Consider the following 15,299-nt stretch of genomic DNA (forward strand, 5'->3'; position numbering starts at 1 on the left):
TTTTAAATATATTTTCACAACCCATCAAATTCTTTTTTTAGTTCGTCCCTTAGCTCTTCGGCTCTATCTTCGCCGTTTTTGAAATTTGCCTTTACAAAGCCATCGATCTCGTCTAGAATTTCAACAAGTTCGCTCTCCCAGTTTGCATTTTCTTGTTTCAAAAGCGCTTCTAGCTTATCTCTTGTCTGCTCGAGCTGATCAAGAGCTTTGTCCTTGTTGCTAGCCTCATTTAGCGCATCTTCAAATAGAATGTCTTGCCTTAGAGCATTTATCTTTTTTAAGATGACATTGCAAAATTTAGGGTATTTCTCTGCGTTGCTTAAATTTTCTAAAACCTCTTGCGCAGCCTTTTGATAGGCAGGTACCGCCCCCTCATCGTCAAGCTTTTTGGTTAGTTTTTGTATCTGAAAATATAAAATAAGCGCCGCAAAAAACGCAAGCAGCAAATAAATCGTTACGCTATTCATTTTTACTCCTTTTTCTAAATTTATCCACGCTAATTATCGCTAAAGCCAGCCAGATCATACAAAATGAGATGACTTTGTATCCGTCTAAAATTTCGCCGTAAATAAAGACCGCGCAAAGGATCGCGATGGTTGGCGAGATGTATTGCAAGTAGCCAATCGTCGTTAAATTTATCCTTGTAGCAGCTGCGTTAAATGCGACAAGCGGCACGATGGTGACGATGCTTGAAGCGATCATTAAAAGTGAGTCCTTGTTTAGTCCAAAGTGGCTTTGCGAGTGAAAAACCAGCCATAAAACATATCCAAGCGCAAATGGAAACATAAAAAATGTTTCGATAAAAAGCCCATTAAATGCGCTAATCTTCGCCATCTTTCTAACCATCGCGTAAAATCCAAACGAAAGTGGCAAGATGATAGAGACAAGTGGCAGACCGCCTTTGGCATAAATTTGCACGCAGACAGCTGCGATGACGATGCAAACGGCTATGGCGCCAGCTTTGCTCAGTCGCTCTTTAAAGATGATGACGCCAAGGAGCATGCTTATCAAGGGATTTATAAAATATCCCAAACTCGTGTCTAAAATTTTGCCGCTACCCACCGCATAGACATAAACGCCCCAGTTTATGGTGATAAAAATACCGCTTAAAAATAGAGCTTTTAGCGAGTGGATATCTTTAAGAAGCGCAAAAATTTCGCCCATTTTGCCATTAATGCAAAGCACTGCTGCCATCAAGAAAAATGACCAGATGATCCTGTGGGCTAAAATTTCATAAGCATCGACATCTTTGCTAAATAGGTTGAAATAAACCGCCAAAAACCCCCACATAAAAAAGGCGCTAAGCGCGAGAATAACGCCTTTTTGGCTCTCATTTAGTCTTGGTATTTTTGTCGCCTTTTATAGAATTTATACTATCTATCATCAAAAGCGTGACAGAGATGGCTAGGCAGATCATCAAAAAGTATGAGCTTTTCTCCAGTCTCTCGCCGATGGCAAATGAGACAAAGAGCATCATTATAGGCTCAAAATATGTAAGCAAACCTAGTACATTTATCGGCACGAGCGTGCTTGAGAGGATCTGGGCGATGAGGGCTATGCCGCTGATAGCACCAAGCAAGATGAGCAGATAGTAGATGTTTGGATTTTGGCTCATTACGTAGTCCATATCGGCTGTGAGCGCAAAATAAAATGAGAATAAAAACATAAAAATTATCTCGATAACAAAGCTTGAAAAATTTGCAAGGTTGTAGTACTTTCTAATGGTAAAATAGACTGGATAAAGGCAAAAAACTACAGCGCTCTCCCACGAGATGCCACCGCTTATGACTGCTGTGCTAAAGACGCCAATAGCAGCGAAAAATATCGATGCTAACTTTGTTTTTGAGAGGTGCTCTTTGAAAAATATCCGTCCAAAAAGGACCATGACTATTGGCATGATGAGGTAGCCTATCGAGACTTTTAGCGCTGCGCCGTTACTTGGAGCCCAGAGATAGAGCCACATCTGAAATGAGACGATGAGCGAGGTAGCAAGCAAAACTAGTAAAATTTTAGGTTTTAGCTTTATTTTTAGAAGTAAAAATTTGAAATTTCGCTGCTGTTTTAACAAAAAAATGGCGGCGATGACAAAAGGCATGGCAAAGATCATGCGGTATCCAATAAGAGCTTGTGTGCTGATGGGGTTCATGAGCACTGACATGTAGTAAATGCAGTTAAATAAAACTGATGCCAAAAGCGAATAAAAAATGCCTTTTATCATGAAAAAAATCTTCTCTTTTTCTGGGTAAATTTAAAGTAGCGATTGTATGTAAAATATCTTTAATAACCCATTAATGGCTTTTATTTTTTAAGTTTTGCGTGATATAATCAGCGCTAAATTAAGGTAAAAGATAGGAAAATTTATGACTTGGAACAGAGATAGCTGGAGAGAATTTAACATCTTGCAACAACCAACTTATCCAAATTTAAAAGAGCTAAAAGAGACCGAAGAAAAGCTAAAAACACTTCCACCTTTGGTATTTGCCGGAGAGGCTAGAAGCCTTAAAGATGAGCTTGCAAAAGTTTGTAACGGCGAGGCATTTTTGCTTCAAGGTGGCGATTGCGCTGAGAGTTTTACAAATTTTAACGCAAACAACATCAGAGATATGTTTAAGGTCCTGCTTCAAATGGCGATAGTTTTAACATTTGCAGGCGGCTGCCCAGTGGTCAAAGTAGGCCGCGTGGCAGGGCAGTTTGCAAAGCCTAGAAGTAGTGACTACGAAGAGGTAAATGGCGTTAAGCTGCCAAGCTATAGAGGCGACATCATAAATGGTTTTGAATTTGACGAGCAAGCAAGAGTTCCTGACCCAAAACGCATGATCGAGGCTTACTATCAAAGTGCTTCTACGATGAACCTCTTAAGAGCCTTTTCAAGAGGAGGTTTGGCTGATCTTCATCAGGTGCATAAGTGGAATTTAGGCTTTGTTAAAAAGCCAGAGATCGGTGAGAAATACGCAAAACTAGCCGATGATCTAACAAAAACTCTATCTTTTATGGCAGCTTGTGGCATCACTTCAGCAAACACCCCAGCGATAAATCAAACCGCAGTCTATACATCTCACGAGGCACTGCTTCTACCTTATGAAGAGGCACTAACTAGGGTTGATAGCCTTAGTGGCGAGTGGTATGACTGCTCGGCTCACATGCTTTGGATAGGCGAGAGGACGCGCGGCATAAACGATGCTCACGTGCATTTTTTAAGTGGTGTGAAAAATCCTATCGGTGTAAAGATCGGACCAAGCGCAATGGCAGAAGATGTCGTCGCGCTTGCAAATAAGCTAAATCCAGAAAATGAAGCTGGCAGGCTAAATGTGATAATCAGAATGGGCGCTGATAAGATCGGCGAAAATTTACCAAAAATTTTAAGAGAGCTAAAGCGTGAGGGGCTAAATATCGTTTATAGCATCGATCCGATGCATGGCAACACCGTTAAGACCTCAAACAACTACAAAACTCGTGAATTTAGTAAAATTTTAAGCGAGGTTAGAAGCTTTTTTGAAATTCATAAAGCCGAGGGTACAAGAGCAGGTGGTGTGCATCTTGAGATGACTGGCAAAGATGTGACAGAGTGCACTGGTGGCGCGCTAAACATCACTGAAAGCTCGCTAAAAGAGAGATATGAGACGCAGTGCGATCCAAGACTAAATGCTGATCAGGCTTTAGAGCTTGCATTTTTGATGGCTGATCTAGTTAAAAAAGCTTAAAATTTATAAAATTTGGAGAAAAATATGGCAAATATTTATGATCTAATAGTAGTTGGCGGCGGACCTTGTGGCATAGCTAGCGTAGTAGAGGCTAAAAGAAATGGCTTAAGTAATGTTTTGCTCCTTGAAAAAGGCGACAACCACAGCCAAACGATCAGAAAATTTTATAAAGACAATAAACGCGTAGATAAAGAGTATAAAGGGCAAGATAGCACGATACATGGGCTAGTTTCGTTTGAAGATGGTACAAAAGAGAGCACGCTTGATTATTTTGACAAGCTACTTGACTCTGAGAATATCGAGGCTTTTTTTAACTCTGAGGTTGAAAGCGTGAAAAAAGATGGAGAAATTTTTAAAGTAACTACCTCAAAAGCTGTCTATGAAGCCAAAAATGTTATGGTCTCTATCGGCAAAATGGGACGACCAAACAAACCTGACTATAAGATCCCGCCATCACTAAATTCAGTTGTAAATTTTAACCTTGATAACTGCACAAACGGCGAAAAAGTGCTAGTTGTGGGCGGTGGCAACTCTGCGGTTGAGTATGCTATCGAGCTTTGTCAGTACAATAAAACGACGATAGCTTACAGAAAAGATAAATTTAGCCGTGTAAATGAGACAAATTTAAGCGCTCTTTGGGAGCTTGAGAAGCATAATAAAATAAAAGTAAGACTAAATCACGATATAACCGAGATCGATAATGAATCAGGCAAGGTAAGAGTGCATTATGAAAATGGCAAGATCCGTGTCTATGATAGGGTTGTTTATGCGATCGGTGGCTCAAGTCCGGTTGATTTTTTACAAAAATGTCAGATAAAAACTGATGAGAAAGGCACTCCGATAGTTGATAGCAATTACCAAAGTAGCGTGCCAGGACTATATGTGGGAGGCGACATCGTTTTAAAAAATGGTGGCTCTATCGTGGTCGGACTAAATCACGCTCATAGCGTTATCAAAGATATCTTAAAAGGCAAGGCACAAGCTTGATAAATAAAATCGCACTAGCTATTGTTTGTCTGATAGCTGGCTTTTGTCTCTTTTTTTTGAAATTTCAAAAAGAGGACGAGACGCCAAAAGATACTAACCAAACGATTTACTCTATAAATTTTGATGATCTCCCCGAAGAAGAGAAACAAAGATATGTAAGCAAAGACGATCTTTACGAGTATGGCGGCTACATCACGCCAAAGAGCTACATGCAAAATTTTGTTGATGATAAGGATCTAAATTTATCAAACAATGTAAATGAGCTTCAAGAGCAAGTGCGCGAGCTAAGCAAGAAAAATGAAATTTTAGCCGCTGACAATGCGGACTTTGGCGAGAAAAATTTAGACTTCATAAGTAAGATCGCCGAGATGAGAAAAAATAACGAAGATGAAAAAAATGAGATCATCGAGAGAAATCAAAAGGCACTTGGCGAGCTTGAGGCGCAACACTTTGAAAATATCCAAGCTTTGACAAAGCGCCTAAATGAAGCACAAGCTGATATGATAGAGAGCTCAAAGGCCTATGAGAAAAAGATAATCGACCTTGAAAATGCGATAAATGACGCTAGAAATGGCGATGAGAGCAAACTAAAAGATGCCAAGGCCAGCTTTAATAAATTTAAAGAGAGTTTTGAGGCAAACTACACCGCTTTAAAAGAGCAAAATAACGAGCTAAACGCGACGCTTGCGCAAAAAGAAGCTCTTATAAAAGAGTATGAAAAAGCTCAAAGTGAAAAAGATAGAGGCGAGAAAAAAGAAATTTTGCTTTTAAAAGAGGAGATCGAGCGAGTTAAAAATGACGCTAACACTCAAAAATTTAGCTACGAAAAAGAGATAAATGCGCTAAATGATGGCTTTGAGACGCAAAAGAGCGTTATGGAGGATGAGCTTTCTAAAAAGGCAAATAAGATAATTGACCTGCAGGAGGCTCTTGAATCAAACAAGACCGCACTAAAAGATAGAATTTACGAGCTTGAAGAGATCAAGAAAAATCTAAATTCAAAGGATCTAATGGCACAAAGCTATAATGGCAAAAATTTAGAGCTAAATGCCTCGCTTGCGGCACTTCATAAGAGCTTTGATGATCTAAAACAAAAGAGTTTAAAAAGCGAGCAAGAGAACAAACTTGCAAATGAAAATATAAGCTCGCTTAAAAAAGAGCTTGAGAGGGCAAATGCTCTAAATAAAAAGCTTGAAAGGCAAAATTTAGACGCAAACTCAACTCTAAATGAGCTAAGCAAAAAGCTAAGTTTAAGTGAAGAGAGCTTTAAAAAGAGCCAAGAGGAGCTAAAAGCGCTTGATACAAAGACAACTAAATTTATAAAAACGCTATTTGATCAAAACCAAACTATCTCTTTGCAGTCGCAAAAACTTGGCTCAAACGAGGGCGAGCTAAAGAATTTAAGCGCAAAGCTTGATCTAAAAGATGCGAAGATAAAAGAGCTTGAAGAAAATGTCACAAAGACAAGCCAGATGCTAATCGCCAAGCAAAACGAGCTAGAAACTCAAAAAAGAACGCTAAAGATCGATATGCAAAACTATGAAATTTTGCGCCAGCAGATAAATATGCTACAAAAAAAGATAGTCGATACCTCAACCTTTTTAACCGACAACAACAAAAGTGGCGGCAAAAATTTACTAAGCTTGCAAAATGAACTAGAAAATGCAAAGCAAAAGCTAAACGAGAGCAACAAGACGATCGAGCGGCTAAATTCAAAGATAAGTGAGCTAAGCTCGAGCGGTCATAAAGGTGGAGCCGTAAATGCCCAGATCATCGAGCTTCAAAAAGATATCGAGCAAAATTTAAACAGACAAGACGAGCTTGAAAATGAAAATGTAAATTTAAAAAATATCTTGCAAGCTACGACAAAGCCTGAAACCCCAACAAAGCTCGTCCTCATCTCTAGCATTGAGTGTGACGACATGGACGCAAAAGATAAGGTCAGCATAATGTGCAAAAACAGAGTGAGCGAGTTTTTGCAGAGATTTAACTCAAACTATATGTATGAGATCATCCCGATCGTGGATAAGAAAAATTTTGTCATCCCATCAAATGTCGCTCAAAATATCAAAAAAGATGACCTCGGCAAGCTAAATAACTACGTAAATTACGGCGTTGGCAAAGAGCGTGCAAAGGCTGCGGCTGAGCTTATAAAAGAGGAATTTGGCGACTTTGCAAGGATCAGCTTTAGCTCCGAAGTGATCGTAAAAGATGTGACGCGCGGCTTTATCATCAAGGTTTATAGATGATCTTAGCCCAGCTTGAAAATGGCTATCGCTACAACAGCGATACGCTCGTTCTTTATGATTTTATTTGCGCGAGCTTTGGCGAAATTTCTGGTAGGGTTTTGGACGTTGGAGCAGGGTGCGGGATACTTGGACTTTTGCTTAAGCGTGACTTTCAAAAGATAGATCTAAGCATGCTTGATCTTTTGGAGCTAAATAGCGAAATTTCAAGCTTTAACGCAAAGAGCAACTGCTTAGAGGCTAGAGCTATAACGGCTGATTTTGCAAATTTTAAAGATAGTGAGAAATTTGATCTAATCATCTCAAATCCGCCCTTTTATCATGACGGTGTTACAAAAAGCCAAAATGAGCACATAAAAGTTAGCAGATATGCAAGCTCGCTAAATTTAAAGGATTTTATAAGAGGCATAAGCGTAAATTTAAAGCCACATAAAAGGGCATTTTTTTGCTATGCGCCAGACGATCTTAGCGAGATAGCGGCATGCTTAAAAGAGCATAAGCTAAATTTGGTGAGCTTAAAATTTATCCATACTAAAAAGGATAAGCCAGCAAATTTGGCTTTGCTTGAAGTGCGAAACAACTCAAACTCAAAGATAAAAGTCCTGCCGCCTCTTGTGATGAGCGAGGATGGCTCGCATACGAAAGAGGCAAGCGAGATCTTTAAAAAAGCAGATACAAACAGCGTCTCTTACAAGGAGATAGCGTGAGGGCTGAGGGTTTTAGCTATGAGTTTGATCCTAGCTTTTGCGAGAGTTGTGGAGGCAAATGTTGCACTGGCGAGAGTGGCTATATCTGGATAGATGAGGGTGAAATTTTAAAATTTTGCGCCGCTTTTGGTATCTCAAAAGATGAGTTTGAGAGCAAATTTTTAATACGTGTTGGGCTTAGGCGAAGTATCAAAGAAAGGCCTTATGATGATGGTTTTGCTTGCATATTTTTTGACGAGAAAAACAAAAACTGCTCGGTTTATGAGCTAAGACCTAAGCAGTGCAGGACATTTCCGTTTTGGGATTATTTTAAAAAAAACTTAAAGGAGCTAAGAGCAGAATGCGTTGGCGTAAAATTTTAATAATTTTTATAAGCGTATTTTTTAGCACGCATCTACTTGCAGATGATAACAAAAGTGTAAATTTACGCCTAATGCAAGCTCTCATCTCGCAAGATAGTGGCGATGTAAATGCTAGTATCCAGACCTATCTAGGGCTTTTTAAAGAGACAAATCAAAAAACCTATCTAAAAGAGGCGATCAAGCTAGCTTTTGCTACAAAAAATGAAAATTTAGATAGCCTCATGAGTGAGGGCGAGAAGAGTTTAAAAGATGATAGCGACTTTATCAGGATCAAGGTTGCAAATTTGGTCAATCTCTCTAAGCTAAACGAGGCAAAAGAGCTGATGCAAGAGCTCGCCACAAAAGAGCCAAACGCTCAAAATTTGCTCATGCTTGGTACTATTTGTATGATGCAAAATGATACGGTAACGGCGCTAAAATACTTTGAAGAGGCATACTCGCTAAAGCCTGAAGAGGAGAATTTACTCCGCATCGTTGATATCCTTTTAAACCGCATGGATAATGTAAAAGATGCGACAAAATATCTTGAGAAATTTCGCGAGGAGCAGGGTTGCACTCAAAAGACATGCGAGCTTTTGGCTGAAATTTACTCTCAGCAAAGAAATTTCCCAAAGGTGATCGAGCTTTTTGAAGAGATCTATGATATCACTCACGATACCACTTATCTTGATAAGATCGTGCAGTATTTTATCTATGATAAAAATTACAAAGCAGCTATTGAAATTTTGAAAAAATATGGCTACAACGACGCCACGCTTATGGATCTTTACGCAGCGACTGGCAATTTTGGCGATGCATACGTTTTGGCGGTTAAAATTTATAACGATAGCAGGGATCTAAATTTCTTAGCAAAGGCCGCCATTTACGAGTATGAGATGAACAAAGATAGTCTGGATGAAAAAAAGATCGCTGATATTTTAGATAAATTTGAAGCTAGCGTGCCAAAGCTTAATAACGATATGTTTTTTAACTACTACGGCTATTTGCTAATTGATCATGAGATAGACCCAAGAAAGGGCGTAGAGATGGTGCAAAAAGCGCTTGAGATCTCGCCAGACTCGCCTTACTACGAGGACTCACTAGCGTGGGGATATTTTAAGCTTGGTGAGTGCAAAAAGGCAAAGGGCATAATGATTCACGCGATGAAAGATGTTGATTTTAAGGCTTCAAAAGAGGCAAAAGAGCACTTGCACCTCATCGAGCGCTGCATAATAAATTTAAACAAAAGGCTTAAAAAATGATACTTGATGAGATCATAAAAAAGACAAAAGAGGATCTAGAAAAACGCAAGGCAGACTTTCCTATGGAGTGGCTAGGACGCTCGCTCGCATACAACCCATACGTGCCAAGAGACGTTTTGGGCGCACTTAGATCAAGCAAAGATGAGCCTATAAATATAATAGCCGAGATAAAAAAAGCAAGTCCAAGCAAGGGCGTGATAAGAGAGGACTTCGAGCCGATCAAGATCGCTCAGGAGTACGAGCAGCACGCAAATGCTTTTAGCATCCTAACCGAGCCTCACTGGTTTAAGGGTGACATTGAGTACATCACGCAAGTTCGCCGCTACGCCTCAAGGCCGATCCTGCGAAAAGACTTTATCGTTGATAAATATCAAATTTTAGAAGCACTTGTTTATGGAGCGGACTTTATCCTGCTCATCGCCAAGGCGCTAACTCAAAGCGAGCTAAAAGAGCTACTTGAGTACGCGCACCACTTGGGGCTTGAGGTCTTAGTAGAGACCCATGACGCGAGCGATGTGAAAAAGGCGATCTTTGCAGGAGCAAATATAATAGGGATAAATCATAGAAATTTAGATGATTTTACTATGGATATGAGCCTTTGCGAGAAGCTCGTGCCGCTTTTGCCAAATGGCAAGATAATAGTCGCCGAAAGCGGACTTTACGAGCATGAGCAGCTTCGCGAGCTAAGCAAGATCGGAGTCGATGCCTTCTTGATCGGAGAGCATTTTATGAGGCAAGATGATATAAAAAATGCCGTTAAAAAGATAAAGGAGGGCGAGTGATGCAGCACCTTTGTGCCCCTTGGAGAAGCGAGTATTTCAGCGCAAAAAAAGATAGTTGCGTCTTTTGCGAGGTCATAAGTTCAAAAGAAGACGACGAGAAAAATGGCGTGCTTTTTCGTGCTAAGCACTGCTTTGGGATCATGAATTTATATCCGTATTCGCCTGGACACTTTATGATCATACCAAACCACCACACCGACAATATCGAGGAGCTTGACGAGCAGACGTGGTTTGAGATGAGTAAATTTGTAAGGCTTGGGGTTGAAATTTTAAAGCGTGAGCTTCACGCTCAGGGCGTAAATATCGGTATGAATTTAGGTAAGGCAGCAGGCGCTGGTATAGCTGAGCACGTGCATTATCACCTTGTGCCAAGGTGGAGCGGGGATACAAATTTCATCACAACGATCGCTGATGTGAGAGTAAATGGCACGCCGTTTCATCCGCTTTATCAAAAGCTAAAAAAGGCTTTTAGTGGCGTTATTTGAGCTTGATATAGAGCAGTGGCTTGAAAAAAGAGGCGAGTTTGAAGTCCTAATAGATGCTAGATCACCGCATGAGTATGCCTACTCACACATAAAAGATGCTCTAAATTTATACGCACTTGATGATGCTGAGCACAAAGAGGTAGGCACGATCTACAAAAGCGACAGAGCCCTAGCTAAGAGCCTTGGTGCAAAATACATCTGCAAAAATTTGCAAAATATCATCGACGAGGTCTATAAAAGGGCCAAGGTCGGCTCAGCTATTGGCATCTACTGTGCAAAGGGCGGGCTTAGATCAAGCTCGGTTGGCTTTGTGCTAAGCATGATCGGATATAGAATTTATAGACTAAATGGCGGCTATAAGGCTTATAGAAATCATGTTTTAGAATTTCTAGAGCGTCCTTTAAGCACGAAATTTATCACTCTTTTTGGCAACACTGGCTGCTATAAAAGTAAGCTAATAAGGGCACTTTCGCCGTCAATAGACCTTGAAGCGATGGCAAATCACCTAGGCTCTGTTTTTGGCGCGATAAACGGCGCGCAGCCTAGTCAAAAAAGCTTTGAAGACGCGCTCTTTGAAAAGCTCATCACGCTAAAAGATCAAATTTGCTTTATCGAGGGCGAGAGCAGAAGGATCGGCTCGCTAACACTTCCAAAAAGCCTTTACGAGGCGATGCGAAGCGGCGTTTGTGTTGAGATTAGCGCGAGCTTGGAGAATAGAATTTCTTGTATCACAAGCGACTATAAAAGCGTGGATAAGGCTTTTTTTGATGAGTGCATAAAGAAAATTTCGCCCTTTATCGACAAAGAGGCCAGAGATGAGGCTGTGGCTAAATTTAACGAAAACGACATCGCCAAAGTGGCTGAAATTTTACTCACAAAATACTACGACAAGGTCTATAAGAAAAATGAAAACATTAGCATTTTTGTAAGCTCTGATGACTTTGATGAGGCTGTAAAAAAGCTAAATTTGATAAGAGATGAGGCTAAATTTTAAATCCTTTTGGCGCTTTGTTTGGGCTAAATTTCATCTCTAAATTTAAATTTACTCTCTTTGGCTTGGTCAAATTTACTTTTAAATTTAAGATAGATCGTTTTTGCACTTAAAAATGGCTTAGTTTAAGGCCATTTTTAATCACAGCATAAAATTTCTAGTTAGATTTATCTGTTTTTCTGGATTGGCTGGATTGGCTGGATTGGCTGGATTGGCTGGATTGGCTGGATTGGCTGGATTGGCTGGATTGGCTGGATTGGCTATCGCCCCTCCGCTTTTTTCTAAATTTTGCTCTAAATTTGCCAAATTTATCAAAATACTAAAAATAATATGTATAAATATATGTAAAATATTTTGTATTTTTCGCTTTTTTTACTCAAATTTTTTTCAAAAAATTTAAGATAACGCCCAAATTTCGCTAAAAAGTTAAAATGGATTTAAAATGCTTTGGGATATAATTTGCGATAAATTTATCAAAAGGCTAAAGTGATGATAAAACAATTTTCTGGTTCACAGATGATAAGCGAAGCCTTGCACGAAGAGGGCGTTGAGATAGTTTTTGGCTATCCTGGCGGTGCAGCTTTAAATATCTACGACGAGACATATAAACAAACTTATTTTAAACACGTCTTGGTTCGCCACGAGCAAGCTGCCGTTCACGCAGCAGACGGATACGCTAGGGTTAGCGGCAAAGTTGGCGTGGCATTTGTGACAAGCGGTCCTGGCTTTACAAACGCGGTCACTGGTCTTGCCACAGCTTACAGCGACAGCATCCCAGTTGTGCTTATAAGCGGTCAAGTACCAACCTTTATGATTGGCACAGATGCCTTTCAAGAGATCGATGCAGTCGGCATTTCACGCCCCTGTGTCAAACACAACTTTTTAGTAAATAGCGTCGAGGAGCTACCTCGCATCATAAAAGAGGCGTTTTACATCGCAAGATCAGGCCGCCCAGGACCAGTTCATATCGATATCCCAAAAAACGTCACTTCAAGGCTTGGTGACTTTGTCTATCCAAAAGAAATTTCTATCCCAAGCTACAAGCCGACATATAAAGGCAACTCTAAGCAGATCAAAAAAGCCGCAGCTGCGATAAATGAAGCAAAAAGACCACTTCTTTACATCGGTGGTGGTGCGGTCGCATCAAATGCAAGCGAGATCATACGTAAATTTATGAAAAAAACTGGCATCCCAGCGGTCGAGACGCTTATGGCTCTTGGCGTGCTTGATGCAAAAGATAAGCTAAATTTAGGCATGGCAGGCATGCACGGCAGCTACGCTTCAAATATGGCTCTTAGCGAGTGTGACCTTCTCATATCGCTTGGCGCTAGATTTTGCGATAGGGTCACAGGCAGAACTGACGAGTTTGCCAAACATGCTAAGATCATCCACATCGACATCGATCCAAGCTCTATCTCAAAGATCATAAACGCTCACTATCCGATAGTTGGCGATCTTACAAACGTGCTAAGCGAGCTTTATGAAGAGGTGAAAGGTGAGCCTAAAAACTATGCGCCTTGGAGAGAAATTTTAGATAGATATCAAAAGTTAAATCCACTTGGCTACACAGATAGCGACAAGGTCTTAAAGCCTCAATGGGTAGTTGAAGAGACCGCAAAGATAGTTGGCCCTGAGACTATCATCGCAACTGACGTCGGTCAGCACCAGATGTGGGTGGCGCAGTTTTATCCATTTAACCGCGCAAGACAGCTTGTCACAAGTGGCGGCCTTGGCACGATGGGATATGGCCTGCCAGCAGCGATCGGCGCAAAGTGTGCGATGCCTGAGCATTTGGTTGTAAATTTCACAGGCGATGGCTCGATACTTATGAATATCCAAGAGCTAATGACTGCTTATGAGACAAATGTCCCTGTCATAAACATCATCTTAAACAACAACTTCTTAGGCATGGTGCGCCAGTGGCAGACATTTTTCTATGAAAAGCGCTACTCATCGACTGATCTTAGCTTGCAGCCTGATTTTGTCAAGATCGCTGAGGGATTTGGCGGCGTTGGCTTTGTTTGCAAGAGCAAAGATGAGTTTAAAAAGGCTTTAAAAGAGGCGATCAAGAGTAAAAAATCAGCTCTTATCGACGTGAGGATCGACCGCTTTGAGGACGTGCTTCCTATGGTTCCAGCAGGGGCTGCGATTTATAATATGATATTAAAGAGCAAGGAAGAAAAATGAGTATCAGAAGAACGATTTCTGTTATAGTTTTAAATGAACATGGCGTTTTGGCTAGGATTTCTGGGCTTTTTGCGGGCAGGGGCTACAACATCGACACGCTCACGGTCGCTCCGATACCTGAGAGTAACTTCTCAAGGCTAAGCATCGTCACAAGCGGCGATGAGAGGGTTTTAGAGCAGATCGTAAAACAGCTTCACAAGCTCATCCCAACATACAAAGTCATAGAAAGTGGCGAATTTGTCGAAAAAGAGATGGCTCTTGTGAAAATCCCGCTTGGTGAAAATTTTGCCGGCCTTGAGGCGATACTAAAGACATACAATGGCATCGTCACAAATACAAATGAAAACTACATCGTCGTTATGGTGGCTGACGATGCGAGCAGGGTAGAGAGCTTTTTAAAATCGATAAAGAAATTTAACCCAGTTGATGTCGTGCGCGGCGGATCTGTGATAATGGATATATGATGAAACTAAGCGAAATAGCCTTAAAAGTAGATGCTACTTTTAGCGGAGAAGATCTTGAAATTTTTGCTCTGAATTCTTTAAAAAATGCAAATAAAGCTGAGCTAACATACTGCGATGGCGAGAAAAATGCTAAATTTATAAGCACTTCAAACGCTGGAGCTATCTTGGTGACAAAATCGCTTTTGGACCTAGTGCCAGCTGGCATGGTAGCGCTTGTGTGCGACAACCCGCACCTTGCATTTGCTATCCTTAGTAAAATTTACGCTAAGCCGCTTTTTTGCGAGCCAAAACCATCAAACATCGCCCAGAGCGCCACTATAATGCCAAATGTCTATATCGGCTCAAACGTGAGCGTTGGCGAAAATACGATAGTGATGGCTGGGGCATTTTTGGGCGATAACGTAACTATCGGTAAAAACTGCATCATCCACCCTAACGTCGTCATCTATAATGACTGCGTCATCGGCAATGAGTGCCACCTGCTAGCAAACTGCGTTATAGGCAGCGACGGCTTTGGCTATGCGCATACAAAAACTGGCGAGCATGTGAAAATTTATCACAATGGCAACGTTGTTTTAGGCGATTTTGTCGAGATCGGCGCTTGCACGACGATAGATCGTGGCGTTTTTGAAAGCACGATGATCGCAAACTACACAAAGATAGACAATCTCGTTCAAATAGGCCACAACTGCGAGCTTGGGAATGGCTGCCTCATCGTCTCACAAACTGGACTTGCTGGCTCTACAGTGCTAGGCAGAAACGTTGTCATGGGCGGACAAAGTGGCTCGGCTGGACACGTAAAAGTGGGCGACTTTGCGCAGATCGCAGCACGCGGAGGCGTTAGTAAAGACCTGCCTGGTGGCAAAAAATACGCTGGAGCCTATCCAATAATGGAGCTTTCAGAGCAGTTTAAACTACAAGCAAAGATATTGAGATTTTTTAAGAAAAACTAAATTTGGCGGAGTTCTCCGCCAAATAGTTGTCATATCTCTGTAATTTAAATTTTTCTATTATTTTATTTCACCGCAATCCCAAACTATGTTTATGGCTAATAAAAATAGCCAGCAAGAGATCTAGTTTAAGCATTAGATTTAAATAAAATTTAACGCTCATAATAAAATGGCTGAACTAGTATGAGCAAAGTGT

16 protein-coding genes are annotated in these 15,299 nt (G+C 40.8%); 12 read left to right on the forward strand and 4 right to left on the reverse strand.

Translation table 11 applies throughout. The features are described 5' to 3' along the window. Positions 1-14 precede the first annotated feature (14 nt). The 3 genes from CVT07_RS04095 to rarD (CVT07_RS04105) are packed head-to-tail and all read right to left on the reverse strand — an operon-like array spanning position 15 to position 2,218. Positions 15-467, reverse strand: coding sequence for an aryl-sulfate sulfotransferase (locus tag CVT07_RS04095; RefSeq protein WP_103643366.1), 453 nt, complete (start codon positions 465-467; stop codon positions 15-17). Continuing rightward, positions 460-1,347, reverse strand: a complete 888-nt coding sequence (gene rarD / locus CVT07_RS04100) for an EamA family transporter RarD (protein ID WP_107937667.1) — start codon at positions 1,345-1,347, stop codon at positions 460-462. The genes CVT07_RS04095 and rarD (CVT07_RS04100) overlap by 8 nt, the downstream gene beginning before the upstream one ends. Beyond that, positions 1,331-2,218: an EamA family transporter RarD gene (gene rarD, locus CVT07_RS04105; RefSeq protein ID WP_009293763.1), complete on the reverse strand. Its 888-nt coding sequence runs from the start codon at positions 2,216-2,218 to the stop codon at positions 1,331-1,333. The genes rarD (CVT07_RS04100) and rarD (CVT07_RS04105) overlap by 17 nt, the downstream gene beginning before the upstream one ends. Before the next feature lie 142 nt (positions 2,219-2,360). Here rarD (CVT07_RS04105) and CVT07_RS04110 point away from each other — a divergent pair, with 142 nt between their 5' ends. Genes CVT07_RS04110 through mnmH form a run of 9 tightly spaced genes read left to right on the forward strand, consistent with a single transcriptional unit; the run spans position 2,361 to position 11,505 of the window. Next, positions 2,361-3,701 (forward strand): class II 3-deoxy-7-phosphoheptulonate synthase, encoded by a 1,341-nt coding sequence (locus tag CVT07_RS04110; RefSeq protein WP_103643363.1) that lies wholly within the window; start codon positions 2,361-2,363, stop codon positions 3,699-3,701. Positions 3,702-3,725: 24 nt separating this feature from the next. Further along, on the forward strand, positions 3,726-4,688 hold the full coding sequence (locus CVT07_RS04115; RefSeq protein WP_103581023.1) for an NAD(P)/FAD-dependent oxidoreductase: 963 nt from the start codon (positions 3,726-3,728) through the stop codon (positions 4,686-4,688). Then, the gene (locus CVT07_RS04120) at positions 4,685-6,937 is read left to right on the forward strand and encodes a vesicular transport factor Uso1p (protein ID WP_107937665.1); all 2,253 of its coding nucleotides are present in this window, start codon (positions 4,685-4,687) and stop codon (positions 6,935-6,937) included. The genes CVT07_RS04115 and CVT07_RS04120 overlap by 4 nt, the downstream gene beginning before the upstream one ends. After that, positions 6,934-7,641, forward strand: a complete 708-nt coding sequence (locus CVT07_RS04125; protein ID WP_103643361.1) for a tRNA1(Val) (adenine(37)-N6)-methyltransferase — start codon at positions 6,934-6,936, stop codon at positions 7,639-7,641. Before CVT07_RS04120 ends, CVT07_RS04125 begins: the two co-directional genes overlap by 4 nt. Next, positions 7,638-8,003 carry a YkgJ family cysteine cluster protein gene (locus CVT07_RS04130; protein ID WP_107937663.1) on the forward strand — a complete coding sequence of 122 codons (366 nt, stop codon included), beginning with the start codon at positions 7,638-7,640 and terminating at the stop codon, positions 8,001-8,003. The genes CVT07_RS04125 and CVT07_RS04130 overlap by 4 nt, the downstream gene beginning before the upstream one ends. Next, positions 7,982-9,244 (forward strand): tetratricopeptide repeat protein, encoded by a 1,263-nt coding sequence (locus CVT07_RS04135; RefSeq protein WP_107937660.1) that lies wholly within the window; start codon positions 7,982-7,984, stop codon positions 9,242-9,244. The genes CVT07_RS04130 and CVT07_RS04135 overlap by 22 nt, the downstream gene beginning before the upstream one ends. After that, positions 9,241-10,026 carry an indole-3-glycerol phosphate synthase TrpC gene (trpC, locus tag CVT07_RS04140; RefSeq protein ID WP_107937658.1) on the forward strand — a complete coding sequence of 262 codons (786 nt, stop codon included), beginning with the start codon at positions 9,241-9,243 and terminating at the stop codon, positions 10,024-10,026. The genes CVT07_RS04135 and trpC overlap by 4 nt, the downstream gene beginning before the upstream one ends. Then, positions 10,026-10,511: an HIT family protein gene (locus CVT07_RS04145; RefSeq protein ID WP_107937690.1), complete on the forward strand. Its 486-nt coding sequence runs from the start codon at positions 10,026-10,028 to the stop codon at positions 10,509-10,511. The genes trpC and CVT07_RS04145 overlap by 1 nt, the downstream gene beginning before the upstream one ends. Beyond that, positions 10,498-11,505, forward strand: a complete 1,008-nt coding sequence (gene mnmH / locus CVT07_RS04150; protein ID WP_107937656.1) for a tRNA 2-selenouridine(34) synthase MnmH — start codon at positions 10,498-10,500, stop codon at positions 11,503-11,505. Before CVT07_RS04145 ends, mnmH begins: the two co-directional genes overlap by 14 nt. 138 nt (positions 11,506-11,643) lie before the next feature. On the opposite strand, the gene CVT07_RS04155 is transcribed toward mnmH, so the two are convergent. Further along, positions 11,644-11,808: a hypothetical protein gene (locus tag CVT07_RS04155; RefSeq protein WP_196375756.1), complete on the reverse strand. Its 165-nt coding sequence runs from the start codon at positions 11,806-11,808 to the stop codon at positions 11,644-11,646. A gap of 186 nt (positions 11,809-11,994) precedes the next feature. Between CVT07_RS04155 and CVT07_RS04160 the strand changes: the two genes are divergently transcribed. The 3 genes from CVT07_RS04160 to lpxD are packed head-to-tail and all read left to right on the forward strand — an operon-like array spanning position 11,995 to position 15,106. Beyond that, positions 11,995-13,689 carry an acetolactate synthase large subunit gene (locus CVT07_RS04160; protein WP_230855747.1) on the forward strand — a complete coding sequence of 565 codons (1,695 nt, stop codon included), beginning with the start codon at positions 11,995-11,997 and terminating at the stop codon, positions 13,687-13,689. A 2-nt stretch (positions 13,690-13,691) separates the two neighbouring features. After that, positions 13,692-14,153 carry an acetolactate synthase small subunit gene (gene ilvN, locus CVT07_RS04165; protein WP_223227413.1) on the forward strand — a complete coding sequence of 154 codons (462 nt, stop codon included), beginning with the start codon at positions 13,692-13,694 and terminating at the stop codon, positions 14,151-14,153. Then, positions 14,153-15,106 (forward strand): UDP-3-O-(3-hydroxymyristoyl)glucosamine N-acyltransferase, encoded by a 954-nt coding sequence (gene lpxD, locus CVT07_RS04170; RefSeq protein ID WP_087583174.1) that lies wholly within the window; start codon positions 14,153-14,155, stop codon positions 15,104-15,106. Before ilvN ends, lpxD begins: the two co-directional genes overlap by 1 nt. The last annotated feature ends 193 nt before the right edge of the window (positions 15,107-15,299 follow it).

Origin of the sequence: Campylobacter concisus (assembly GCF_003048875.2) — a bacterium.
In the GTDB taxonomy this organism is placed as follows: Bacteria; Campylobacterota; Campylobacteria; order Campylobacterales; family Campylobacteraceae; genus Campylobacter_A; species Campylobacter_A concisus_AU.

Bases quoted from the DNA above. Each gene is read 5' to 3' on its own strand.
- CVT07_RS04115 (WP_103581023.1), top strand. From the start codon at position 3,726: ATGGCAAATATTTATGATCTAATAGTAGTTGGCGGCGGACCTTGTGGC.
- trpC (WP_107937658.1), top strand. From the start codon at position 9,241: ATGATACTTGATGAGATCATAAAAAAGACAAAAGAGGATCTAGAAAAA.
- rarD (WP_009293763.1), bottom strand. From the start codon at position 2,218: ATGATAAAAGGCATTTTTTATTCGCTTTTGGCATCAGTTTTATTTAAC.
- lpxD (WP_087583174.1), top strand. From the start codon at position 14,153: ATGAAACTAAGCGAAATAGCCTTAAAAGTAGATGCTACTTTTAGCGGA.
- CVT07_RS04095 (WP_103643366.1), bottom strand. From the start codon at position 467: ATGAATAGCGTAACGATTTATTTGCTGCTTGCGTTTTTTGCGGCGCTT.
- CVT07_RS04135 (WP_107937660.1), top strand. From the start codon at position 7,982: ATGCGTTGGCGTAAAATTTTAATAATTTTTATAAGCGTATTTTTTAGC.
- CVT07_RS04145 (WP_107937690.1), top strand. From the start codon at position 10,026: ATGCAGCACCTTTGTGCCCCTTGGAGAAGCGAGTATTTCAGCGCAAAA.
- CVT07_RS04125 (WP_103643361.1), top strand. From the start codon at position 6,934: ATGATCTTAGCCCAGCTTGAAAATGGCTATCGCTACAACAGCGATACG.
- CVT07_RS04110 (WP_103643363.1), top strand. From the start codon at position 2,361: ATGACTTGGAACAGAGATAGCTGGAGAGAATTTAACATCTTGCAACAA.